Source organism: Azoarcus sp. DD4 (genome assembly GCF_006496635.1).
Taxonomy (GTDB): domain Bacteria; phylum Pseudomonadota; class Gammaproteobacteria; order Burkholderiales; family Rhodocyclaceae; genus Azoarcus.
The window spans coordinates 2,010,992-2,034,010 of sequence record NZ_CP022958.1 but is presented as its reverse complement, the minus strand read 5'-3'; the positions used below and the strand labels follow the sequence as shown (position 1 = coordinate 2,034,010).

Annotated in this window: 20 protein-coding genes; 5 read left to right on the top strand and 15 right to left on the bottom strand. The window is 67.1% G+C overall.

The window, feature by feature from the left end; translation table 11 throughout:
* Positions 1 to 54: 54 nt before the first annotated feature.
* The 8 genes from CJ010_RS09500 to acnB all read right to left on the bottom strand — a co-directional run bounded on the left by CJ010_RS09500 (position 55) and on the right by acnB (position 10,730).
* The gene (locus CJ010_RS09500; RefSeq protein ID WP_141017810.1) at positions 55 to 669 is read right to left on the bottom strand and encodes a glutathione S-transferase family protein; all 615 of its coding nucleotides are present in this window, start codon (positions 667 to 669) and stop codon (positions 55 to 57) included.
* Between the two features lie 139 nt (positions 670 to 808).
* Positions 809 to 1,765 (bottom strand): alpha-ketoacid dehydrogenase subunit beta, encoded by a 957-nt coding sequence (locus CJ010_RS09495; protein ID WP_141017809.1) that lies wholly within the window; start codon positions 1,763 to 1,765, stop codon positions 809 to 811.
* An 11-nt stretch (positions 1,766 to 1,776) separates the two neighbouring features.
* The gene (locus CJ010_RS09490; protein WP_141017808.1) at positions 1,777 to 2,739 is read right to left on the bottom strand and encodes a thiamine pyrophosphate-dependent dehydrogenase E1 component subunit alpha; all 963 of its coding nucleotides are present in this window, start codon (positions 2,737 to 2,739) and stop codon (positions 1,777 to 1,779) included.
* 136 nt (positions 2,740 to 2,875) lie between these two features.
* Complete coding sequence (locus CJ010_RS09485) at positions 2,876 to 4,237, bottom strand: GAF domain-containing protein (protein ID WP_141017807.1); 1,362 nt, start codon at positions 4,235 to 4,237, stop codon at positions 2,876 to 2,878.
* The gene (locus tag CJ010_RS09480) at positions 4,234 to 4,722 is read right to left on the bottom strand and encodes a hypothetical protein (RefSeq protein WP_240794544.1); all 489 of its coding nucleotides are present in this window, start codon (positions 4,720 to 4,722) and stop codon (positions 4,234 to 4,236) included. The genes CJ010_RS09485 and CJ010_RS09480 overlap by 4 nt, the downstream gene beginning before the upstream one ends.
* 94 nt (positions 4,723 to 4,816) lie before the next feature.
* Complete coding sequence (locus CJ010_RS09475) at positions 4,817 to 5,302, bottom strand: cytochrome C (RefSeq protein ID WP_141017805.1); 486 nt, start codon at positions 5,300 to 5,302, stop codon at positions 4,817 to 4,819.
* A 138-nt stretch (positions 5,303 to 5,440) separates the two neighbouring features.
* Positions 5,441 to 7,831 (bottom strand): EAL domain-containing protein, encoded by a 2,391-nt coding sequence (locus CJ010_RS09470; RefSeq protein ID WP_141017804.1) that lies wholly within the window; start codon positions 7,829 to 7,831, stop codon positions 5,441 to 5,443.
* A 289-nt stretch (positions 7,832 to 8,120) separates the two neighbouring features.
* Entirely contained in the window at positions 8,121 to 10,730 is a 2,610-nt protein-coding gene (acnB, locus tag CJ010_RS09465; protein ID WP_141017803.1) for a bifunctional aconitate hydratase 2/2-methylisocitrate dehydratase, read from the bottom strand.
* 274 nt (positions 10,731 to 11,004) lie between these two features.
* Between acnB and acnA the strand changes: the two genes are divergently transcribed.
* Positions 11,005 to 13,716, top strand: coding sequence for an aconitate hydratase AcnA (gene acnA / locus CJ010_RS09460; protein ID WP_141017802.1), 2,712 nt, complete (start codon positions 11,005 to 11,007; stop codon positions 13,714 to 13,716).
* Between the two features lie 54 nt (positions 13,717 to 13,770).
* Here the strand turns inward: acnA and CJ010_RS09455 are convergent, their stop codons facing one another.
* On the bottom strand, positions 13,771 to 15,687 hold the full coding sequence (locus tag CJ010_RS09455) for a diguanylate cyclase domain-containing protein (protein ID WP_240794543.1): 1,917 nt from the start codon (positions 15,685 to 15,687) through the stop codon (positions 13,771 to 13,773).
* Between the two features lie 293 nt (positions 15,688 to 15,980).
* On the opposite strand from CJ010_RS09455, the gene CJ010_RS09450 reads away from it, so the two are divergent.
* From CJ010_RS09450 to CJ010_RS09440, 3 genes are all read left to right on the top strand, one after another.
* A complete protein-coding gene (locus CJ010_RS09450; protein WP_141017800.1) occupies positions 15,981 to 16,367 on the top strand; it encodes a YchJ family protein in 387 nt (128 codons plus the stop codon).
* Positions 16,368 to 16,456: 89 nt separating this feature from the next.
* The gene (locus CJ010_RS09445) at positions 16,457 to 16,840 is read left to right on the top strand and encodes a DUF6394 family protein (protein WP_141017799.1); all 384 of its coding nucleotides are present in this window, start codon (positions 16,457 to 16,459) and stop codon (positions 16,838 to 16,840) included.
* 11 nt (positions 16,841 to 16,851) lie between these two features.
* On the top strand, positions 16,852 to 18,588 hold the full coding sequence (locus tag CJ010_RS09440; protein ID WP_141017798.1) for an NAD-binding protein: 1,737 nt from the start codon (positions 16,852 to 16,854) through the stop codon (positions 18,586 to 18,588).
* Here CJ010_RS09440 and CJ010_RS09435 read toward each other — a convergent pair.
* Complete coding sequence (locus CJ010_RS09435) at positions 18,585 to 18,803, bottom strand: RNA-binding S4 domain-containing protein (protein WP_141017797.1); 219 nt, start codon at positions 18,801 to 18,803, stop codon at positions 18,585 to 18,587. The genes CJ010_RS09440 and CJ010_RS09435 overlap by 4 nt on opposite strands.
* 88 nt (positions 18,804 to 18,891) lie before the next feature.
* Between CJ010_RS09435 and CJ010_RS09430 the strand changes: the two genes are divergently transcribed.
* On the top strand, positions 18,892 to 19,782 hold the full coding sequence (locus CJ010_RS09430; RefSeq protein WP_141017796.1) for a DUF4922 domain-containing protein: 891 nt from the start codon (positions 18,892 to 18,894) through the stop codon (positions 19,780 to 19,782).
* Positions 19,783 to 19,821: 39 nt separating this feature from the next.
* Here the strand turns inward: CJ010_RS09430 and CJ010_RS09425 are convergent, their stop codons facing one another.
* From CJ010_RS09425 to CJ010_RS09405, 5 genes are all read right to left on the bottom strand, one after another.
* Entirely contained in the window at positions 19,822 to 20,181 is a 360-nt protein-coding gene (locus tag CJ010_RS09425) for a YkgJ family cysteine cluster protein (RefSeq protein WP_141017795.1), read from the bottom strand.
* 61 nt (positions 20,182 to 20,242) lie between these two features.
* Entirely contained in the window at positions 20,243 to 20,593 is a 351-nt protein-coding gene (locus CJ010_RS09420; protein WP_141017794.1) for a YkgJ family cysteine cluster protein, read from the bottom strand.
* On the bottom strand, positions 20,586 to 21,293 hold the full coding sequence (locus tag CJ010_RS09415) for a UPF0149 family protein (RefSeq protein ID WP_141017793.1): 708 nt from the start codon (positions 21,291 to 21,293) through the stop codon (positions 20,586 to 20,588). Before CJ010_RS09415 ends, CJ010_RS09420 begins: the two co-directional genes overlap by 8 nt.
* Positions 21,290 to 21,988: a tRNA (guanosine(46)-N(7))-methyltransferase TrmB gene (locus CJ010_RS09410; RefSeq protein WP_141017792.1), complete on the bottom strand. Its 699-nt coding sequence runs from the start codon at positions 21,986 to 21,988 to the stop codon at positions 21,290 to 21,292. The genes CJ010_RS09415 and CJ010_RS09410 overlap by 4 nt, the downstream gene beginning before the upstream one ends.
* A gap of 29 nt (positions 21,989 to 22,017) precedes the next feature.
* A complete protein-coding gene (locus tag CJ010_RS09405; protein WP_205754923.1) occupies positions 22,018 to 23,004 on the bottom strand; it encodes a tRNA-dihydrouridine synthase in 987 nt (328 codons plus the stop codon).
* Positions 23,005 to 23,019: the final 15 nt, after the last annotated feature.

The window sequence follows — 23,019 nt, the reverse complement described above, 5'->3', positions numbered from 1 at the left end:
CGAATCGAGCCCGCATTCTACCCGCAAGGCCAACCGTCCCCGCCGCCGCCCGGCTCAGCGATAGCCTTCCTCGCGCAGGACCTGCTGCACCACCGGCCGCGCCCGCATGCGCTGGTAGTGCGCAAGACAATTGGGTGGCAAGGGGATGCCGATGCGGTCGGCCCAGAACTCGACGTAGAAGAGCGCCGCATCGGCGATCGAGAAGTTGCCGACGAGGTAATCCTTGTCCGCCAGCGCCGCTTCCATCACCGCGAAGCCGGCATCGACGATTTCACGCCCGCGCGCCTTGACAGCATCGTGTTCGGCCGGATTGGCAGTGTAGGCATCGGTGGTGAAGATGCGGGTGAAACCCTGGCCGTGGATGGTGGCGGTGACGTAGCACAAGTGTTCCAGCACGCGGGCCACGCCTTCGTCGTCCTCCGGCAGCAGCCGCGCGCGCGGATTGGCGCGCGCCAGCCAGAAGGCAATGGCCGGGAACTCGGTCAGCACCGAACCGTCATCGCGCACCAGTACCGGAATGCTCGCCTTGGGATTCATCGCCAGATAGTCCGGCTTGCGGTGGTCGCCGGCCGGCAGATTGACGATGTAAGCCTCGAAGACCTTGCCGATCTCTTCGAGCAGGATGTGTATGCCGGTCGAACACGAGCCGGGGGTCATGTAGAACTTCATGCGGAATTCCGTCTGGTTGGCAGGGATGTCGCGAAACGCACACGAATGCGCCTTGACAGGACACGAAGCAAGCTCCGTTCCGCCGGGCGCAAGCGCGCTCGCCCCCCGCCGCCAGAAGGATGGGACCGCCGCTTGCGTGTCAGCCGAGCAGGCGCCGCACTGCGGCCACCACTGCATCGGGCTGGGGCACGAAGGCCTGCTCCAGCGGATAGCTTGCCGGCGCCGGCGCATCCGGCCCGGCCACGCGCAGGACCGGCCCCTTGAGCGCATCGAAGGCCTGCTCGGTAATGGTCGCCGACACCTCGGCACCCGCCCCGTAACTGCGGCTGGCCTCGTGCACCACCACCGCCCGGCCGGTCTTGCGTACCGATGCAAGCACCGTCTCGGTATCCAGCGGCTTGAGGCTGCGCAGGTCTATCACCTCCGCGGAGATGCCCTGTCCGGCCAGGGCGTCGGCCGCGCGTTGGCAGACATCCACCGTCTTGGCGTAGGACACCAGACTCACGTCGGTGCCCTGCCGCAGCACCGCCGCCTTGCCGATGGGCACCAGGCAGTCGCCCTCCGGCACCTCGCCGCTGGCATAGGCCAGGCCGATATCGACGAAGAACAGCACCGGATTGTTGTCGCGGATGGCGCTCTTCAACAGCCCCTTGAAATCGGCCACGCTGGCCGGCATCACCACCTTCAGGCCGGGCGAATGGGCGAACCAGGCCTCGACGTTGTGGTTGTGCTGGGAGCCGACGCACCAGCCGGCGCCCGTCATCGAGATCGCCACCATCGGGAACTCGAACTGTCCGCCCGAGAGGTAACGCAGCTTGCCGGCGCTGTTGACGATCTCGTCCATCGCATAGCAGAGGAAGGGCGCGAACAGCAGGTCGACAACCGGTCGCAGCCCCATCGCCGCGGCGCCCACCGCGGTACCGGCGATGATGCCCTCGGCAAGCGGCGTGTTGCGCACCCGCTCCGGGCCGAAGGCCTCCACCAGGCCGCGGCGCTTGGTGGCGACGCCCTCGCCCATCAGCATCACGCCCGGATCGCGGCGCATTTCTTCGGCCAGCGCCTGCTCGATCGCTTCCTGTACGGTGATCTGTGCCATCTTCGTGCTCCTCAGGCGTAGACGTCGGTGGTAAGTTCGGCGACGCCCGGATAAGGCGAGTCGATGGCGTAGGCATAGCCGGCAGCGACACGCGCCTCCGCCTCGGCCTTCATTGCGGCGATCGTGGCGGCATCGCAAAGGCCGGACGCGAGCAGACGGGCCTCCATCTGCGGCAGCGGATCGCGCGCCTGCCAGGCGGCCAGCTCCTGCGGGTCTACATACGCCTGGTCGTCCGGTTCGAAGTGGCCGCGCAGCCGGTAGGTGCGCGTCTCCAGCAAGAATGGCCGGCTACCGGCGCGCACCGTCGCCACCGCCTCGGCGGCAATCGCCCTGACCTGCTCGACGTCGTTGCCGTCCACGCTGGCATAGTCGATGCCGTAAGGCGCCGCCCAACCGGCGATGCTGTCGCCGACCATGGTTTCGCGCCGATGGACGAAAGCCTGCCACTCGTTGTTCTCGCACACATAGAGGATGGGCAGCCCCCACACCGCAGCGAGATTGAGCGATTCGTGGAAGCGGCCCTCGCAGGCGGCGCCGTCGCCGAAGAAACACACCACCACGCCCGGCCGGCCGAGCGTCTTCTGCGCCAGTGCCACGCCGGTGGCGAGCGCGAGTTCGCCGCCGACGATGGTGGATGTCAGGACCACGCCGAGCTCCTTCGCCGATATGTGCAGCGAACCGCTCTTGCCCTTGCAGTAGCCACCGCGCCTGCCCATCACTTCGGCCAGCATGCGGCCGGGATCGGCGCCGCGGGCAAGCAGATGGCCCGCGCTGCGGTGGTTGGTGAGGATGAGGTCGTCTTTCGTGAGTGCGGCCACCACACCGACAGCCGACGCTTCCTGGCCGACCGCGGTGCAGGTACCGGGTACGCCCAGTGCCGCCTGCAGCGCCACCGCGCGCTGCTCGTAGGCCCGGATCAGCAGCATTGCCTGCAGCAATGCCTCCGGGCTGTCGTCGTATTCCTTGATATCCATGCCTCGGCTCCTCGTTGCCAGGTTCATGGCGACGCACTGTAGCGACGGCGGTGCCGGGCGAATACCTGCTTAGGAAACTCTTAGGAATATCGAAAGGAATTCTTAGGCTGGGACGGCACAAGGCCGCCGGCCGCCATCAAGGCGCGGCGTCGACCAGCACCAGCGGACGGTCGACGCACAGCCGGAAACGGCCGCGGCCGGTCTTTTCGAGCCGCAACGGGGCCTTGCGCTCGGCGAGCCTCCGGGCAAGCAGGATGAGCCGCGCTTCCAGATTGTCGCTGATGTCGGGCAGGTGAATGCGGCGATCGAGGCGCAGTTCGCGGTTGGAAAACTCCGTCCGGCCCTTGTCGACGTAATCGCTCACCAGCGCCCAGAAGATCGACCCGGCCACGCCCTTGATGAGGTAGTCGCCGTCGAGGAAGACGCTGTCGTTCTCGCCGTAGTGCCGCAAGGACACCGCCTGTCCGCCATGCCGCGGCGGTGGGTCTTCCGCTACCGCCGCCGCCCCGGTCTCGTCCGGCTGCTCGAGCAGCGGCTGTTCGTGCGCCTGCTGCAGCAGGCGGATGCAGGCGCCGACCTGACCGGCCAGCGTCACCAGCGCGTCCTCGTCGTCGTAGCCGAAGCGCAGATCCTGCACGCTCTCAACGTACAGCACGCCGAGCAGGCGCTGACAGGCCATGATGGGCACGGCCAGCTGGCTGCAGGAATCGGGCAAGCCCGGCAAGGGAATCTCGGTCTCGATACCGGCGCCACCCTGACGCGCCAGGCTGTCGCGAATTGCCCGGCCGTAGCTGTACTGCGCCGTGAAGTGACCGATGCGGATGGGCGTCCTTTCACGCGCCGCAACGCCGATCACGCCGTCGCCGAGGGCGATCTCGGAGCCCACACCCGAGCTGGGATAGCCCCGGCTGGCGACGGTGTAGAGCCGCCCGCCCGCTTCGTCGAGCATCAGCACCATCGCATGTTCGACGCCGAACTGGCGCTCCAGCCCATCCAGCAGCTTGCCGAGCAAGGCATCGAGGTCGGTGGCGGCGCTCAACTGCTCGGCACAGGCGCGCAGGGCCGCCAGCAGGTTGCGGCGCGGCGGCGAAGGCAGCGTCTCACCCGGTACCTGTTCGATATCCAGTACCCGGTAGATATCCGCCCCGAGCAGTCGGAAGACCCCGCTCATGCCGGTGTGCGAGGCGATGCTTTCCAGCCGCGCCTTCATGTTTTCGAACAGCGGGCCGGATTCCTCGGTGCGCAGGTAGTGCAGGCTCATCCGGAAGTGCGCGCCGGTGTGCGGATCGATCGCGGCGATCCGGGCATAGGGCGAGGCAAGGATGTTGCGCCGGGTGTTGTTGAAGAACTGGTAGGACAGCGCCAGATGCTCGCTATCCACATACTGGATCTGCGAAAGATAGGCGACGTTGGGTGTGCCGTCTGCCGCGCAGGTGGCGATGTTGCCCGGGATGACGCCTTCGAGGCATTCCCGGATGGCGTCCAGCGTGATCTTCACGCGCTGCCCCCCAGCGGCTCGCCGGCATGCGGCCCGGGTGTCTGCTGGAACACCGACGACGGCGTGAAGCGCACGGTGACGAGATCGTCGGCCGGGACGGCGAGGAAGGCGTGGATGATCGCCGGTGGAAAGCCCATCGGCTCCAGCACCGCGGCGAAACCGGCGCGGTAAGCGTCCGCCAGCGCGGCGTCGCCCGCTTCGGCCGGCAGCACGATGGCGTCCTTGCCCTTGAGCTGCAGCGTGCGATGGCTCGGCGGATCGCTGAAAACCGCCGCGAAGGCGGCATTGCGCCGCACGCCTTCGATCACCTCCGCCGCCATCGCCGCCCCTACCAGCACGGTTACGTGCCGCCTGTCCGAGGACACCCGGCAACCGACCGCACGCGACAAGGCCGGAAACCCGCCCGGGCGGGATGCCGCGACGTTCATGCTCACCGGACCAGCGATGAAAACGGAAGAAGCAGCATCGAGCAGGGGCAAGGGCATGTCCGGCATGGTGCCGGAATCATAGCCGTATATCCCCCGCTGCCAGTAGTGTCACCGCGAAAAAATGCGTATCGCTTGGTCCGGGCGACCGCCGTCAGCCCGGCGGCATCGGAAAGCGCACCACCGGCCCTTCCGGCTGCTGCGTCGGCGGCAAGTAGGCCGGGGCCTCCTCCCCGGCGGGACCGAGCGCTCGCACGAAACGCCAGACGGCGCGCAGGTCGGCCGTGCTCATGTCGTGCAACACGCTGGACGGCATCGGCGGACGGTAATTGGCCTGGCGGGCGGTCTTCAGCCAATCCGCCTCGGAAACGCGCGAGAAGTAGTTCCGCAGATTGGACGGATAGCTCGTCCCCCACGGACCGTTCCACCCCAGCCTGTCGCCGGTCAGCCATTCGGCCTCGGCGACCTTGCCGCCACTCATCGCATAGTTGGGGGTATGGCAATCGTTGCAGCCGGCGATCTGCACGATATAGCGGCCGCGCTGCTGTTCGGCGCGCGTGGCCTGATTCCCGGCCGCACAGGCCGCCTGCGAAACGAATAGCACCGCAGCCACGGCAATGCCGGTCGATAACTTGTTCATCGAAATTCTCCTGGTCTCGGGATGGGAGTCCGCAAGCTCGCGTCACGACTTGGCGGACGGGGCGCAGCATGCGCCTGCCGGGCACAGGGGATTCCTAAATTGCACTGTCTGAAAGCCTAAATTTCTCTTAAAGCCCGCTTACATCAGCACCCTGCCCGAGGCACCTCCACTCACCCACCCGGCATAGGCCTCGGCCGGAATCGGATGGCTCAGCACATAGCCCTGGCAGACGTCGCAACCCTGCGCCGCCAGGTGTTCCCAACCGGCGTGATCCTCCACGCCCTCGGCGACGACTTCGAGATCGAGGTCGTGGGCCAGATCTATCGTCGACCGCACGATCACCGCGGAATCGCTGTTGGACAGCATGTCGTGCACGAAGGACTGGTCGATCTTGATCGCATCGACCGGCAGCTTCTGCAGATAGGCGAGCGAGGAATAGCCGGTGCCGAAATCGTCGATGAAGAGCTCCACCCCCAGATCCTTCAGGCGTTTCATGCTGTCCAGGCTGCCTTGCGGATCCTGCATCAGCGCGCTTTCGGTGAGTTCGAACTGCACCCCCTCCGGCTCCCCTCCCCAGGTGGTGAGCAGGTTGCGCACCCGCTCGACCAGTCGCGGATCGCGCAGGTCGCGGGCGGAGAGATTGACCGCCATCGGCAAACGCAGCCCGGCCTCACGCCACACATAGGCCTGGCGGAAGGCGGCCTGCATCACCCAATCGGTCAGCGGACTGATCAGGCCGCTGTGCTCGGCCAGGCCGATGAATTCGTTGGGCGAGATCATGCCCAGTTGGGGATGCTGCCATCGCACCAGGGCCTCGACGCCGCAGATCTCCCGGTTCGAAAAGCGTGCCTTGGGCTGGCAATAGAGCTGCAGCTCGCTGCCTTCGATCGCGCGGTGCAGGTCGCCGATCAGCGCCAGCCGGCGGGCGCACTCGCGGTCCCGCCCACCGGTGTAGAGCGCATAACCGTGGCCGCTCTGGCGTGCCTGGTGCATCGCCACGTTGGCGCGCCGCACCAGTGCATCCGGTTCGGTACCGTGACCGGGGAACACCGCGATGCCGATGCTGCTGCCGGCATCCAGCATGACGTCCCCGATCGCCACGGGATCGAACATCTCGGCGAGGATGCGCTGTGCCGCCACCGACGCTCCCCCGGCATCGCAATTGGTTAACAGAACGGCAAACTCGGCCTCGCCCATGCGCGCCACGTTGGCGCCGTCGGTCACGGCGCGCGCTACCCGCGCCGCGACCTCGCACAGCATCGCGTCGCCCTGCTGGTAGCCGAGCGTCTCGTTGATCTCCTGGAAATGGTCGATGCCGAGCATAAGCAGCGCGAAGGGGCGATGTCCGGCCCTGGCCGCGCGGATTTCCTCTTCCAGCCGCATGCGCAGCCGCCAGCGGTTGGGCAGGCCGGTCAGCGCGTCCTGCTCGGCCATGCGCTTGATCGTGGCCTCCGCCTCCCGGCTGCGCTGGCGCATGCGCAGGGTTTCGATGCCGAAGGCCAGGTCGCCGGCGAGTTCGCCGAGCAGGTCGGCTTCGGCCGCATCGAAGGCATCGGGCTCGACCGCGGCGATGCTCAGGTTGCCGATGACCTCGCCCGCCACCGTCAGCGGAAAGGCGGACACCGCCGCATAACCGCGGCGCAGGGCCTCGTCGCGCCAAGGCGCGAGATCCGGATCGGTGAGGATGTTGCGGCCTATGCTCGGCTGTCCGGTGCGTATCGCCATCCCGGTGGCGCTGCGGCCGCGCTCGCTGTCCGCCCAGGTCAGGCGCAGCCCTTCGAGATGGGCACGTTCGACGCCCACGTGCGCCATCACGTCGACGCCGCGGCTCTCGTCGCGGCGGGCATAGCCCACCCAGGCGTAGCGATAACCACCCTCCTCCACGATCACCCGGCAGATTTCGCCGAGCAGCGCGAGTTCGTCGGTGGTCCGCACCAAGGCGCGATTGGTTGCGCTCAGGGTGCGCCTGGCACGTTCGACGCGGTGCAACTCTGCCTCGGCACGCGTCCTCGCCAGGGTCGAGCGCAGCGTCGCGACACCGTAGGCCAGGCTACGCGCCGCCTCGTGCAACAGGGCGAGCTCCGCCGACTGCAGGGGCTGCCGGTCACGCACCACCATGACACCGAGGAGGCCCGCGCCGCTCCCCAAGGGCAGGATCGCCAGTGCGGACCCAGCGCCCATCGCCGACATAGGCACCTGCCACGACCAGCCGAGCCGCAGCCGCTCCAGCAGGCCGCCCCCGTCCTCGCCGCCAACCGGCGACAAGGCCAGGCGCCCGAACTCGCCCGCCTCGGCACCGCAGGCGGCCGCAATCCGCAAAGCGCCATCGTCGCCGTCGGGATAGCCGATCCAGGCACAGTCGTAGCCGCCGATCTCGACCACACTCCGGCAGGCGTCAGCGAGCAGCAGGTCTTCATCGCCGGCGTCGATGATCATCGAATTGATTGCGCGCAACACCGCCAATGCCCCGCCGCACTGCCACGCGTCACCGCCGTCCGCCGCGTGCCCGCCCTTTCTCGACTCGCTCATGGCCGCGCCCCTTGCCGAACACCACTCCGCCTAACTGGAGAATAGCTCCCGATACTCCATCCGACGACGGCAAAGTACGTCCGCTTGCAAATTCTTCTCACTTTCAAGCCCGTCGCCGTCCACCGCCGGGCATCGGCCGATGACAGACCGCCGCGGCAATGATCCGCGCTGCGAACGACGCGAAAAAAACAAACGCCCCTGCCGGCAACCCGGACAGGGGCGTTCCTCATCGATGGGCGGACGCTCTTGGGGCGCCCTGCTCCAGTCTCCCTACCTCAAACCTTGAAGCTCAGACCTCGACGGTATCGGCGACGCTCTTGAACTCTTCGATCTGGTCGAAGTTCATGTAGCGGTAGATGTCGGCAGCCTTCTTGTTGACCACTTCCACCTGGGCCAGATACTCCTCGACGGTCGGGATCTTGCCCATCAGCGCGCACACCGCGGACAGTTCGGCCGAACCCAGATACACGCGGGTGTCGATGCCGAGACGGTTCGGGAAGTTGCGCGTCGAGGTCGACATCGCGGTGCTGCCCTTGCGGATCTGCGCCTGGTTGCCCATGCACAGCGAGCAGCCCGGCATCTCCATGCGGGCGCCGGACTTGCCGAGCACGCCGTAGTAGCCTTCCTCGTTGAGGATCATCGCGTCCATCTTGGTGGGCGGGGCGATCCACAGTCGGGTCGGGATGTCGGACTTGCCGTCCAGCACCTTGCCGGCCGCGCGGAAGTGACCGATGTTGGTCATGCACGAACCGATGAAGACTTCGTCGATCTTGTCGCCCGCGACTTCGGACAGCAGCTTGACGTCGTCCGGGTCGTTCGGGCAGGCGACGATCGGCTCCTTGATGTCGGCCAGATCGATCTCGATGACCGCGGCGTACTCGGCGTCGGCATCGCCCGACAGCAGTTCGCCGTTGGCGATCCAGTCTTCCATGGCCTTGATGCGACGCTTGAGGGTGCGGGCATCCTGGTAGCCGTTGGCGATCATCCACTTCATCAGGGTGATGTTCGAGTTCATGTACTCGACGATCGGCGCCTTGTTGAGGTGGACCGTACAACCGGCGGCGGAGCGCTCGGCCGAGGCGTCGGTCAGTTCGAAGGCCTGTTCGACCTTCAGATCCGGCAGGCCTTCGATTTCGAGGATGCGGCCGGAGAAGATGTTCTTCTTGCCCTTTTTCTCGACGGTCAGCAGACCCTGCTTGATCGCGTACAGCGGGATCGCGTTGACCAGGTCACGCAGGGTGACGCCCGGCTGCATGGTGCCCTTGAAGCGCACCAGCACCGATTCCGGCATGTCCAGCGGCATCACGCCGGTGGCGGCGGCAAAGGCGACCAGACCGGAACCGGCCGGGAAGGAGATGCCGATCGGGAAGCGGGTGTGGCTGTCGCCGCCGGTGCCGACGGTATCCGGCAGCAGCAGGCGGTTGAGCCAGGAGTGGATCACGCCGTCGCCCGGACGCAGCGCGACGCCGCCGCGGGTGCTGATGAAGCTCGGCAGCTCGCGGTGCATCTTGACGTCGACCAGCTTCGGGTAGGCCGCGGTGTGGCAGAAGGACTGCATCACCAGATCGGCGGAGAAACCGAGGCAGGCCAGATCCTTGAGTTCGTCGCGGGTCATCGGGCCGGTGGTGTCCTGCGAGCCGACGGTGGTCATCTTCGGTTCGCAGTAGGTGCCCGGGCGGATGCCCTGCTGATTTCCGCCAATGAGCGGCAGTCCGCAGGCACGGCCAACCATCTTCTGTGCCAGCGAGAAGCCCTTGCCGGAATCGGCGGGCGCCTGCGGCAGGCGGAACAGGGTGGAGGGCGGCAGGCCCAGCGCTTCGCGCGCCTTGGTGGTAAGACCACGGCCGATGATCAGCGGAATGCGGCCACCGGCGCGCACTTCGTCGAGGATGACCAGGGTCTTGAGCTGCGATTCGGCGATCACGGCGCCATTCTTGAGCGCGGTGACCTTGCCGGTGGCGGCATCGACCTTGAGCTCGATCTCGTCGCCCATGTCCATCTGGCCGGCGTCGATCTCGATCGGCAGCGCGCCGGCGTCTTCCATGGTATTGAAGAAGATCGGGGCGATCTTGGAGCCCAGGCACACGCCGCCGAAACGCTTGTTCGGCACGAAGGGGATGTCTTCGCCGGTGAACCACAGCACCGAGTTGGTGGCGGACTTGCGCGAGGAGCCGGTGCCGACCACGTCGCCGACGTAGGCGACCAGGTTGCCCTTGGCCTTGAGTTCTTCGAGGAACTTGACCGGGCCGCGCACGCCCGGCTCTTCCGGGGTGATACCCGGACGCGCGTTCTTCAGCATCGCCAGCGCGTGCAGCGGGATGTCGGGACGCGACCAGGCGTCCGGCGCCGGCGAGAGGTCGTCGGTGTTGGTTTCGCCGGTGACCTTGAACACCGTCAGCTTCTGCGAAGCCGGCACTTCCGGGCGGCTGGTGAACCACTCGGCGTCGGCCCAGGACTGCATCACGGCCTTGGCGTTGGCGTTGCCGGCGGCGGCCAGTTCCTTGACGTCGTGGAAGTAATCGAACATCAGCAGCGTGCTCTTCAGACCGGTGGCGGCCACCGTGCCGACTTCGGCGTCGGCGAGCAGGTCGATCAGCGGCTTGATGTTGAAACCGCCGAGCATGGTGCCCAGCAGTTCGGTGGCCTTGGCACGGGAGACCAGACCACAGGATTCTTCGCCCTTGGCGACCTTGGCCAGGAACTCGGCCTTGACCTTGGCTGCATCGTCCACACCGGCCGGCACGCGATGGGTGAGCAGTTCGACAAGGAAGGCTTCCTCGCCGGCGGGCGGGTTCTTGAGCAGTTCGACCAGCTCGGCGGTTTGCTGCTTGGTCAGGGGCAGCGGCGGGATGCCGAGGGCGGCACGCTCGGCGACATGGGCACGGTAGGCTTCAAGCACGGCGACTTCCTTCCAGTTTCGTGACGGTGGCAGGGGGTCCAGGCGGGGTTCGCCCGCGCGGACGGACGGAATTATATGTCTTTTATAAGACTTGCGGTGCAACGCAACACAAAAGTGCAACGGGCGGCGCGATTCTACTCCCGGCACATCCTCGAACAATAGGCCAGGATGGCGGATTTATCAGCCCTTCATGTCGGGTCGCAGCACGGGAACATCGCCCGCCGCCCCCTGTCCGACCGGGGTATCCGGAACGCGCAGCCCAAGGGAGGAAACCATGTCCGACACCGGCATCGCTCGACTCAAGACACAGACGCTCAAGTCCTTTACCACCCGCAGCGGCATAACCGGCCGCTACTTTTCGCTGCCCGCGCTCGACGCGGCCGGCATCGGCCCGGTGTCGCGCCTGCCGGTGTCGCTGCGCATCGTGCTGGAGGCGGTCCTGCGCCACTGTGACGGCCTCAAGGTGGACGAAGAGCACGTCCGCGCGCTGGCCAACTGGGCACCCGCCGCCGAACGCAGCGCGGAGATCCCCTTCGTCGTCGCCCGCGTGGTGCTGCAGGACTTCACCGGCGTGCCGCTGCTGTGCGACCTGGCCGCCATGCGCGATGTCGCTGCCGGCCAGGGACGCGACCCGAAGCGCATCGAACCGCTGGTGCCGGTCGACCTCGTGGTCGACCACTCGGTGCAGGTCGACCACTACGGTTCGCCGATCGCGCTGCGCCAGAACATGGAACTGGAATTCGAGCGCAACCGCGAGCGCTACCAGTTCCTCAAGTGGGGCATGCAGGCCTTCGACACCTTCGGCGTGGTGCCGCCGGGCATCGGCATCGTGCACCAGATCAACCTTGAATACCTCTTCCGCGGCCTACGCCACGATGGCGACCTCTACTACCCGGACACCCTGGTCGGCACCGACTCGCACACCACGATGATCAACGCGCTCGGCGTGGTCGGCTGGGGCGTGGGCGGCATCGAGGCGGAAGCGGCGATGCTCGGCCAGCCGGTGTATTTCCTCACGCCCGACGTGATCGGCGTCGAACTACGCGGCCGTCTGCCGGAAGGCGTGACCGCCACCGATCTGGTGCTGACCGTCACCGAGATGCTGCGGCGCGAAAAAGTGGTGGGCAAATTCGTCGAGTTCTTCGGCGAAGGCACGGCGAATCTCACCGTCACCGACCGCGCCACCATCGCCAACATGGCACCGGAGTATGGCGCCACCATGGGCTTCTTCCCCGTCGATGAAAAAACCCTCGTCTACATGCGCGGCACCGGCCGCGACGAGGAGAGCTGCGAACTGTTCGAGGCCTGGTTCCGCGCCCAGCAGATGTTCGGCGTGCCGCGCGCCGGCGAGATCGACTATACCCGCACGCTGGTGCTCGACCTGGCGAGCATCGTGCCGTCGCTCGCCGGCCCCAAGCGGCCGCAGGACCGCATCGCCCTGTCCGACATGCGCAGCCGCTTCGCCGAACTGTTCAGCGCACCGACGGCGGACAACGGCTTCGGCAAGGTCGCCGGAGAACTCGACACGCGCTACCCGAGCGGCCGCAACGGCATCGAACTGGGCAACGGCGACGTGCTGATCGCCGCGATCACCTCCTGCACCAACACCAGCAACCCCGCAGTGCTGATCGCCGCCGGCCTGCTGGCAAAGAAGGCGGTGGATGCCGGCCTCAAGGTCGCGCCGCACATCAAGACCTCGCTCGCGCCAGGCTCGCGCGTCGTCACCGACTACCTGGAAAAGGCCGGCCTGCTCGCCCCGCTGGCCGAGCTCGGCTTTGCGCTGGCCGGCTACGGCTGCACCACCTGCATCGGCAACGCGGGCGACCTCGCGCCGGAATTCAACGACACCATCGCCAGGCACGAACTCGTCGCAGCCGCGGTGCTCTCCGGCAACCGCAACTTCGAGGCCCGCATCCACCCCTCGATCCGCGCCAACTACCTGGCCTCGCCGCCGCTGGTGGTGGCCTTCGCGATTGCCGGGCGCGCCAACATCGACCTCAGCGCCGAACCGCTCGGCAGCGGCCGCGACGGCAAACCGGTCTACCTGCGCGACCTGTGGCCGAGTTCGGACGAGATCGCCGCGATCATGCCGCTGGCGATGGACCCCGACAACTACCAGCGCCGCTACACCGACCTCACCCGCGACCACGACCTGTGGAACGCGATCACCGCGCCGGTCGGCCAGCGCTACGACTGGCCGGTCTCCACCTACATCGCGCGGCCGCCCTTCTTCGACGGCTTCGCGATGATGCCAACGCCGACAACGGATATCCGCGAGGCGCGCGCCCTGCTGCTGCTCGGCGATTCGGTCACCACCGACCACATCTCGCCGGCCGGCTCCTTCCGCGAGACCACGCCGGCCGGCCAATGGCTCACGGCCCGTGGCGTGGCGCGCAAGGACTTCAACTCCTACGGTTCGCGCCGCGGCCATCACGACGTGATGGTGCGCGGCACCTTCGCCAACGTGCGCATCCGCAACCTGATGCTGCCGGCCGACGCCGACGGCAAGCGGCCCGAAGGCGGCTACACCCTGCTCGACGGCCGGCAGGCCACGGTGTTCGACGCCGCCAGCACCTACCTCGCACGCGGTACGCCGACGGTGATCTTCGCCGGCGAGGAATACGGCACCGGCTCCTCGCGCGACTGGGCGGCCAAGGGAACCGCCCTGCTCGGCGTCAAGGCGGTGATCGCGAAGAGCTTCGAGCGCATCCACCGCTCCAACCTCGTCGGCATGGGCGTGCTGCCGCTGCAGTTCAGGAACGGCGACAGCTGGCAGTCGCTCGGGCTGGACGGCAGCGAACGCTTCGACATCGGCGGCGTCGCCGCGGGCTTGCAGCCGCTGCAGGACCTGGAGCTGGTGGTGCGAAGGGAGGACGGCAGCGAAACACGGGTGTCGCTGCTGTGCCGCATCGACACCCCGATCGAGGTGGAGTATTACCGGCACGGCGGGATACTGCCCTATGTGTTGAGGGATATCCTGCGCTGAGGCCGCGCCGCGCGCCGCCCGCCACAGTCGGGGCCAGCCGTGACCGCCTGCGGGTCAGCGGGCGGCATCGCTCGCGAGCGGCTCCCAACTGAAGCGGTTCTTTCCCGAGTTCTTGGCGGCATACATGGACGAATCTGCGTAGGCCACCAAGGCGGCGGTATCGTCGCCATGGGCGGGAAAGACCGCCGCCCCCACGCTGGCCGAGATGGAGACCGCAGCCGCCTCGAGTTCAAACAGTGTCGCCAGGGCATTGATGATCTTGAGGGCGACGGCCTCGCAATCCTGCGCCTTGGTGAGCTTTGCCAGCACGATGCCGAACTCGTCGCCACCGAAGCGCGACACCGTGTCTTCCGCCCGCACGCAGCCCTCCAGGCGACGGGCAACCTGCTGCAGCAGCGCATCGCCGGCAGCATGGCCGTGGTTGTCGTTGACCGCCTTGAAGCCGTCCAGATCGATATACAGGACTGCAGCCAGCTCGCCGTGCCGGCGCGCAGACTCCAGCACCCGGGCGAGCCGATCCAGGAACATCACGCGATTGGGCAGGCCGGTCAGCGCGTCGTGCAGCGCATCGTGCGAGAGGCGGGCCTCCAGATCCTTGCGGGCAGTGATGTCTTGCGTGACCACCACCAGGAAGTCCGGCCTGCCGCGCGCATCCCTCACCACGCTGAGCCCCTCGTTCACCCACAGGATGGAGCCGTCCTTGCGACAGTAGGTTTTCTCGATCTCGGGTGAAAAGACCGGCGAACGGGCCGACAGCAGGACGCTTAGGAACTGCCGCTCCTCATCGCGCCTGTCCGTGTCGCTCAGCTCGAACACCGTGCGTGCGCGCAGTTCGTCGCTGCCATAGCCCAGCATCAGACAGAACTTTTCGTTGGCGCCCAGGATGCGTCCGTCGGGGGCGATGTGCGCGATACCCACTGCAGCTTGATGGAAGGTCGCCCGAAACAGGGCTTCGCTTGCCTGCAGGGCGTCGGCTGCGGCACGCTGCCGCGCCAGAACCAGCATCAACATGCCGGCAAAGACCAGCAAGGCCGCGGTCGCGCTGCCCGCCATCGCCAGATAGGTCGAGCGCCGTTGCAGGACGGGTGCGAGTTCATCGGCATAGGCCGTACCCACGGTCACCATCAAGGGGTAGCCTGCCATGCTGCGGTAGCTGACGATACGTTTGACGCCATCGACCGCGTCACCGCCGTCCATGAAATCCCCCATCGACGCCGCTGCCCGGCGCTGAAACCAGGTGAGGCCGGCGGCTTCCAGCCCGAACATGCTCTCACCGCCGATCTTGCGTCCGCGCACGATGCCGTCGAGGCCGGTGAGTTCAAGCAGGCCCTGGCTTCCCAGGTCGGCCTGGCGATAGAAATCGGTGAAGTTGGCGGGATCGACCGACATCACCACCACGCCCCCGAAACCGCCATCCGGACGCGAGATACGCAGCGACATCGGAATCTGCCAACGGCCGGAGACCCGACCGAGCACCGGCCTGCTGACGAACAATTCGTCCTGCGCGCTATCGCGCTGCGACTGGAAGAACTCGCGATCGGCGTAGTTCACCCTGCCCGTCGCCAGGCTGCTGCTGACGATCTCGCCGCTTTCATCGACCACGCTGATGATGGTGAACATCGTCTCCCGGATGACGCCGTGCTCCACCCACTGGCGCAGGTTGATGCCGGAGCCCTGCTGGAGATATCGCTCCCGGACGAAGGCGGCCACCTGCTCGGCAGCCTTCAGGGTGCGGAACACCTGCTGCTCGAAGGCGATGGCCAGGTTGGCGTTCGATTCCATCGCCGCGGCCACCGCCTGCGCACGCTCTGACTCGATGCGCTGCAGCGTGGCCAGCCAGAGGCCTGCGATTGCGACGACGCACACCAAGGTGATGAGCAGATTCAGCCGCGTACCGGCACGGTCGGGCCTTGCTGCGCTTGCGGCTGGCGCCCCGTTACGGTCGCCACCGGACGGCCGGTGCGGTGTCATCGCATGGTTCTCCATGCCTGTTCTGAATTACCCCGAATGCCCCGGTCCGGACATTCCTTGGTCGATCGGGCAGACTGGCCTGCAGCCGGCATCGATCGCATCCGGTCTTTGCCCGATGCATATCTTCCTTCACGATCAGGGTGCAAGCAACAGCTGACCGCTTTCGTCATTCGCCGCATGGCCGCGACCGGGCAGGCTGCGTCGGACATCGCGAATCGCCGCGCCCCGGCACCGGGTGACGTCCCGCCCCCTTCATTGCAAAATCCCTGCCTTGCCGATTGCCTGTCCACCCGATGAAACCCACCGATTGCCCCTGCGGATCCGGTCGTACGCTTGCCACCTGCTGCGGCCCCGCGCTCCACGGCAGCACGCCGCCCGCCACCGCCGAAGCCCTGATGCGCTCGCGCTACACCGCCTTCACCCTGAGCCTGGGCGACTACCTGCTCGCCACCTGGCATGCAAGCACCCGCCCGGCCACCCTCGATTTCGACGAAGAACCGCGCCCCAAGTGGATAGGCCTGCAGGTCAGATCGCACCGCCCGCTGGCCGAAGACCGCGCCGAGGTCGAATTCGTCGCCCGCTACCGCGTCGGCGGCCGCGCCCATCGCCTGCATGAAACCAGCCGCTTCGTCCGCGAGGACGGTCGCTGGTATTACGTGGATGGCGACATCCACGCCTGAGCGCGGGCGCGCTTACCGCACACGCAGTGTGCCTATAATGGCCGCAGCTGGAGCGTCCGCCCTGGACGACGCCTCATGACGAGAACAACATGAACCTCGAAAAAGTCATCTTCGGCTTCTTCATCCTGCTCGCCGCCACGCTCAACTTCGGCTTCTTCGTCGGCGACATCGACGATCCGGCCCATCACGACATCTACGAGCTGTTCGCCGCCATCGTCGTCAGCCTGATCGCGACCGTGCTCAAGTTCGGCGACCGTACCCAGATCGGCGCGGTGCACCTCGCCACCAGCCTGGTGGCCGACCTGCAGCTGATCGCCGCGGCCATGGTGTGGGGCTACGCAGTCCACATATCGGGCGACGGCCTGACCGCCAAGGCCACCGCCAGCGTGGTGTCACTGTCGGGCGGCGCGCTGCTGGCCAACGTCGTCTCGGTCGTGATCCTGATCGCCGAGACCATCATGCAGCGCCGCTGAGCACCACCGCGATGACGCCACTGCCGCGCCATCACAGCATCTTCTTCCTGATCATGCGGCGCATGCGCGCGCCGCTGATCCTGCTGATCGTCATCATGTCGATCTCGGTGCTGGGCCTCACCCTGGCTCCCGGCGTCGATGCCGACGGCAACCCGCACAAGCTCAGCTTCTTCCACGCGCTCTACTTCATCAGCTACACCGCCACGACCATCGGCTTCGGCGAGATTCCCTACGCCTTTTCCGACCAGCAGCGGCTATGGGTGCTGGTCTGCATCTACATGTCGGTGATCGGCTGGGCCTACACCCTGGGCACGGTGTTCGCACTGCTTGCCGACCGCAACCTGCAGCAGGCCTTCGCCATGCAGCGCTTCGTGCGCAGCGTGCGCCACCTGCGCGAACCCTTCTACCTGGTGTGCGGCTACGGCGAAACCGGCGGCCTGATCTGCGATGCGCTCGATCGCATGGGCCACCGCGCGGTGGTCGTCGAGATCGACGAGGCCAAGGTCGGCGACATCGAACTCCACACCTACGCCGCCGATCTCCCGGCGATCGCCGCCGACGCGCGCAATCCGGAAATTCTCAAGTTCGCCGGTCTCACCCATCGGCATTGCATCGGCGTCATCGCGCTGACCAACGACGACAACGCCAACCTCGCGATCGCCATCGCCGCCCGCCTGCTCGCCCCCAAGATCCCGGCGCTGTGCCGCGCGGCCTCCCGCGACATCGCGGCCAACATGGCCTCGTTCGGCACCCGCCACATCATCAACCCGTTCGAGAAATTCAGCGAATATCTCGGCCTCGCGCTCCATGCGCCCGCCGCCTGGCACCTGCTCACCTGGCTCACCGGCCTGCCCGACACCATGGTCAAGCGCCACCGCGATCCGCCGCGCGGCAACTGGATCGTCTGCGGCCACGGCCGCTTCGGCCGGATGATGACCGAGGCGATGGATGCCCAGGCGGTACCCGTCACCATCATCGATCGGCAGCCGCCCGCCGACCCCGACCACCGCTGGGTACAAGGCGACGGCACCGGTGCCAATGCGCTGAACGAGGCCGGAATCCGCCAGGCAGCCGGGCTGGTGGCCTGCACGGGTTCGGACGTCGACAACCTGTCGGTGGCCGTCACCGCACGCGAACTCAACCCCGACCTGTTCGTGATCGTCCGCCAGAACCTCTTCGTCAATCGCGCCCTGTTCGACGCCTTCGACGCCGACATCGCGGTCGTACCGAGCGAGATCATCGCGCACGAATGCCTCGCCATCCTCGGCACGCCGCTGCTCGCACCCTTCCTCGAGGAGATCCGGCGTCGGGACGAAGCCTGGTGCGCACGGCTGCTGGAACGGCTGACCGGGCGTTTCGGCTGGTCGGTGCCGGTGGTGTGGAGCGAACGGATCAACCTGTCGCGCGCGCCAGCGCTCTACCGCCGGCTGATGCGCGGCGACACCGTCACCATCGGCCAACTGCTGCGTTCGCCAGCCAATCGCGACGAGGCGCTGGAGTGCGAAACCCTCTACCTGCGACGCGACGACGACGATCACCTGGTGATGCCGACACTGGACTGCGCACTCAAGCCCGGCGACGAATTGCTGCTGGTCGGCCGCGCGGGCGCCCGTAACGAACTCGGCCTGATGCTCGCCTACGAGCACACCCTGAACTACGTCCTGACCGGACGCGACCTGCCCGGCGGCTGGGTGTGGGAACGCTTTGCCAACCGCCGCGAAAAGCTGGCCACCCGCCGCCTGCCCTAGGCCTGGGCGACGAGAACGACCTCTTCCCCGCCGAAACGCACCCGCTGTCCCGGCCGCAGTTTGGCGCGCTTGCGCGACTCCGGCTTGCCGTCCACCTTTACCTGGCCGGCTTCGACCGCGGCATGCGCCTCGCCGCCCGAGGTCACCAGATTCGCAGCCTTCAGCAACTGGTCGAGCTGGATGTAGTCGCCGCGCACGGCAAATTCGATGGACATCGCGTTGCATTCCTTGTCATGGATGGAGCGTTCGCCGCTCCGGGTGGTCGTGTCACAATAGCGCGATTGTCCCCTGACCGATGCCCCGATGACCAGCGGCCCGAACCCCAACGCCGAACTGCTCGCCCAGATCGACCGCACGATCGCCGACGCGCTCGCCAGCGGCGCCCTGCAACCGATACGCACCGAACAGACCGAAGTCATCGACGCCGGACTGCGCTTCGCCGTGCGCTGGGTCTCGTCGCTGGCGCACAAGGATTCCGCCCGGGTGGACGCGGTAAGTCGCCGCAACCCCGACTTCAACCCATTCCTGCCGCCCGATCCGGCACTGACGGTGGCCGAACTGGGCAGCGCCCATCTGGCCGTACTGAACAAGTACCCGGTGATCGAACGTCATCTGCTCATCGTCACCCGCGCCTTCGAAGCCCAGACCTCACCGCTCACCGTGGCCGACTTCACCGCGCTCGCTGCGGTGATGGCCCCGCACGGCGGGCTGGGTTTCTACAACGGTGGCGCCGACGCCGGTGCCAGCCAGGCCCACAAGCACCTGCAATGGATCCCGCACGGCAAGGGCCTGGCCGCTTTCACCGACCACCTTGCCGATCTCGATGCCGGCCAGGCGGCGGCGCTGCACGTGCTCGAATGGCAGCACCTGTTCCTGAAGCTGGACGAAGCCATCTGGCGCTCGTCCGCCACCGCCGGCGCTGCCCTGCATGCCGTATTCGACCAGGCATGCCGCCAGCTCGGCCTGATCGCCAACAGCGACCCGATGCCGCCCTACAACCTGCTGGTCACCCGCGAGCACATGCTGGTGGTACCGCGCAGCTGCGAAAAGTGGGACGACATCTCGGTCAATGCCCTGGGTTACGCTGGCTCGCTGTTCGTGCGCCGGCCCGAGCAGATCGCGCATCTCCGGGACGTCGGCCCCCTCACCCTGCTCACCCGCGTGGCACGCCAGCGTACCGCGCCGGCCAGCTGAGGCGGGGCGCCCCGCCCCTTTACCGGAGTAGCAGGCCGTTCAGGCCGCGTCGGGCAAATCCCTGGGCGGCAGCGGCGGCAAGCCAATCCGTGCGCGCAGCTCGTCGCATTTCGGATTGGGCTCCCCATCGTCCAGATACGAGGGGAACTCGCGACAGGGCGTTGGCCTGTTCTCGTAGATCGTGCACCAGACTTGCTCGCCTACCTCGCCGGCCAGCGCCGAACAGCGCCGCGGCACCGAGTTGCTGCCCTTCATGCAGCGCAGGTGCGGCGTGAGCTGTTCGGTCATGTCGACAGGGACGAAGCCGCCAGGCGCGTCGTCGGCCTCGGTCCAGTAGAAGGAAACGCGAAAATGGACGCAGCACATGCCGCAGTCCAGGCAGGGATTGAAGGTTTCCATCGCGCGCTGCGCTCCAGAACAGTCTCTGCAAACTTGATGATGGTTTGAACTCAGGCCTCGCTCAGGCGGCCGCCAGTGGCGGCAGGCCGTGGCGCGCACGCGCACGGTCGCAGGCATCCTCGCCGATGCCCAGGGCCGCATAAGGTGCGAAGTCGCGGCAGGGCGAAGGCCTGTCCGCGTAGATGGTGCAGCGTACCGACTGGCCGACTTCCCCCGCCAGCGCGATGCAGCGCGGCGGCGCCTCATCGGTCCCGCGCATGCGCACCAGGCTGCCGGTCACCGGGTAGGTCAGCGCCACCGGCACGCCGTCGCCGGACAGGGCGCCATTGCCGCCCGCGAGTTCGGAACAGTGGAAGTCGACGCGGAAGGCTGCGCAGCAGGCGCCGCAACGAGTGCAATGATCCTCACGCATTGGCGCCGTGGCACTTCTTGTATTTCTTGCCGCTGCCGCAGGGGCAGGGTTCGTTGCGCCCCGGCCCGGCCGCCTTCGGCGCTGCAGGCAGCTCCACCGCAACCGGTACCGGCATCGCCAGTTCGAGTCCGCGCCAGCGTGCGACGATGCCGGACACGGTCTCACCCGCCTCCTCCAGCCAGCCCAGCCGCAACTCGTCGGTGGCGGCTGCTGCGGCGTCGCTGCCCCAGGGCCCGAGGATGGCATCGAGATCGGTGCGCACCGCCTCTGCATCGGCCGGAGACAGTACCGTCTCCCAGTCCTGCGGCCACAGTTCCAGCCCCTGGGCGAAACCGCCTATCCACTCCTCGCCGAGCTTGAGGCTGTCGCCCTCCGCGATCGCGAAGCAGAACGGCTCCCAGCCATCTTCCTCGCCTATCGTCGTCACCAGTTCGTTGTAGTACGCAAGCACCAGGCGGATCGCACGCTGCGCGCCGCTGCCGGAACCGAAGCTGATCTCTTCGGCATGGGCCGACCACACCGCCGGCAGCCATTCCGCCGTGGGGATGACCACCGGCGAGGCGAGCACACCGGCGAGAAAGCCGTCCAGCATCTCGAGGTCCATGCAGTCCTCGGGGACGACGTCGGAGGTCAGCAATTCTTCCAGCGCCTCGAAGTCTTCATCGCTCATCAGGTGAGGATGTTCGGCGTCGTTGTTCATCGGGGTTCTCCAGAAGGTGGGGCGCCGGCGCCCAGATCGGCGACGACGTGAAACAGCGGCTGGCCGGAATCGCGGTACTTGCGTTCGAAAGGCGTCAGCGGCGACGGCGCCTCGAAGCGCGCCCATGCAAACGATCGGCCGCAGGCACGCTCGAGGGCGAACGTGAACTCTTCAATATAGACCTGCCAGTTGCTGCGACATTCCAGCACACCCCCCAGCCGTGGAATCCACGGGAAAACCGGATGGCCGTGCCAGCGCCGCCCAAGGTGCCCGATCTTGGGCCAAGGATTGGGATACAGGATGTAGTGGCGGTCCAGTCGCAGGCCGGCATCGGCCAGCAGGCGCCAGAAATCGACCAGATCGGCACGCACGAAGACCATGTTGCGCGGCAGCAGCGCGTCCGGATAGGGCTTGCGCCGGGTCAGCCGCTCTTCGGACTGATCCACGCCGATCACCCAGTGCCCGGGATAGGCGCGCGCAAGCTGGATGGTGCTGTGGCCGACACCACAACCCGCATCGAGGATCAGCGGCGCGCGGCTGTCCCAGCCGGTGAGCGCGGCATCGAACGCGGCACGGTTGTAATCGGCATAGGGTTTGCGGAAGGGTTCGGCGAGGTGGCGATCGACGAGGCGGGCCAGGCTGTCGTGCACGCCCACCTGGGCGCTCGCTGGAATACGGGAATTGGCGTAACTCATGGTCGCATCTGTCGGTTCTGGGCGGAAACTCAGGCAGCGAGCCTGGTCTCCAGCATTGGCACGCCGTGCGCGGCGAGCACGCGGTCGATCTCAGGCATGTGGCGCAGCACGCGGATCTCGCCGAACAGGCAATCCGCCTGCGGATAACTGCGGCGCAGCAGATTCAGCCACTGCTTGATCCGGCCCGGCACATGGATTGCACGCAGCTTGCGGAGCACCCGCAGACGGAAATCGCCGAGCATTCCGAGCACTTCCAGCCATTCGGCCGCGCGCGTCCGTTCGTCCGGCGCTGCAAAGTCGCCACGACCGATGCGTGCAGCCAGGAAAGGATCGGCGACGGCACCCCGCCCCAGCATGACATCGGCCACGCCAGACACCTCGCGGCAGCGCTGCCAGTCCGCCGCGGTCCACACCTCGCCGTTGGCGACCACCGGCACGGCCACCTCGCCGGCGATGCGGCCAACCCACTCCCAGTGCGCCGGCGGCCGGTAACCCTGCTGTTTGGTCCGGGCGTGCACCACCAGTTCGCTCGCGCCGCCCTCGGCCAGGGCGCGTGCGCAGTCGATCGCTCGTCCGGTATCGCCGACACCCAGCCGCATCTTGGCCGTGAGCGGAATGTGCGGTGGCAGCGCCCGTCGCACCGCCAGCGCGATCCGATGCAGCAATTCAGGTTCGTCGAGCAGCACCGCGCCGCCGCGATGACGATTCACCGTCGGTGCAGGACAGCCAAAGTTCAGATCCACCGCAGTCGGCGCCAAGCCTGCCAGCTGCCTGGCGTTGTCGGCGAGGCAGTCCGGGTCCGACCCGAGCAGCTGCACACGCAGCGGGGTGCCGCCTTCGGTCCGGCTACCATGATCGAGTTCCGGGGCGATGCGCCGGAAGCTGCGCTGCGGCAGGAGCACCCCAGTCACCCGCACGAACTCGGTCACGGCGCAGTCGTAACGCGTCTGCCGGGTCAGCACGGCGCGCAGCACCTCGTCGAGCAAACCTTCCATCGGGGCGAGCAGCAGGCGCAACGTGTGAGATCCAAT

Bases quoted from the DNA above. Each gene is read 5' to 3' on its own strand.
- CJ010_RS09500 (WP_141017810.1), bottom strand. From the start codon at position 669: ATGAAGTTCTACATGACCCCCGGCTCGTGTTCGACCGGCATACACATC.
- CJ010_RS09455 (WP_240794543.1), bottom strand. From the start codon at position 15,687: ATGACACCGCACCGGCCGTCCGGTGGCGACCGTAACGGGGCGCCAGCC.
- CJ010_RS09480 (WP_240794544.1), bottom strand. From the start codon at position 4,722: ATGCCCTTGCCCCTGCTCGATGCTGCTTCTTCCGTTTTCATCGCTGGT.
- CJ010_RS09435 (WP_141017797.1), bottom strand. From the start codon at position 18,803: ATGTCCATCGAATTTGCCGTGCGCGGCGACTACATCCAGCTCGACCAG.
- CJ010_RS09415 (WP_141017793.1), bottom strand. From the start codon at position 21,293: ATGAACAACGACGCCGAACATCCTCACCTGATGAGCGATGAAGACTTC.
- CJ010_RS09440 (WP_141017798.1), top strand. From the start codon at position 16,852: ATGACGCCACTGCCGCGCCATCACAGCATCTTCTTCCTGATCATGCGG.
- CJ010_RS09470 (WP_141017804.1), bottom strand. From the start codon at position 7,831: ATGAGCGAGTCGAGAAAGGGCGGGCACGCGGCGGACGGCGGTGACGCG.
- CJ010_RS09425 (WP_141017795.1), bottom strand. From the start codon at position 20,181: ATGGAAACCTTCAATCCCTGCCTGGACTGCGGCATGTGCTGCGTCCAT.
- CJ010_RS09420 (WP_141017794.1), bottom strand. From the start codon at position 20,593: ATGCGTGAGGATCATTGCACTCGTTGCGGCGCCTGCTGCGCAGCCTTC.
- CJ010_RS09495 (WP_141017809.1), bottom strand. From the start codon at position 1,765: ATGGCACAGATCACCGTACAGGAAGCGATCGAGCAGGCGCTGGCCGAA.
- CJ010_RS09430 (WP_141017796.1), top strand. From the start codon at position 18,892: ATGACCAGCGGCCCGAACCCCAACGCCGAACTGCTCGCCCAGATCGAC.
- CJ010_RS09490 (WP_141017808.1), bottom strand. From the start codon at position 2,739: ATGGATATCAAGGAATACGACGACAGCCCGGAGGCATTGCTGCAGGCA.
- acnA (WP_141017802.1), top strand. From the start codon at position 11,005: ATGTCCGACACCGGCATCGCTCGACTCAAGACACAGACGCTCAAGTCC.
- CJ010_RS09445 (WP_141017799.1), top strand. From the start codon at position 16,457: ATGAACCTCGAAAAAGTCATCTTCGGCTTCTTCATCCTGCTCGCCGCC.
- CJ010_RS09475 (WP_141017805.1), bottom strand. From the start codon at position 5,302: ATGAACAAGTTATCGACCGGCATTGCCGTGGCTGCGGTGCTATTCGTT.
- CJ010_RS09450 (WP_141017800.1), top strand. From the start codon at position 15,981: ATGAAACCCACCGATTGCCCCTGCGGATCCGGTCGTACGCTTGCCACC.
- CJ010_RS09410 (WP_141017792.1), bottom strand. From the start codon at position 21,988: ATGAGTTACGCCAATTCCCGTATTCCAGCGAGCGCCCAGGTGGGCGTG.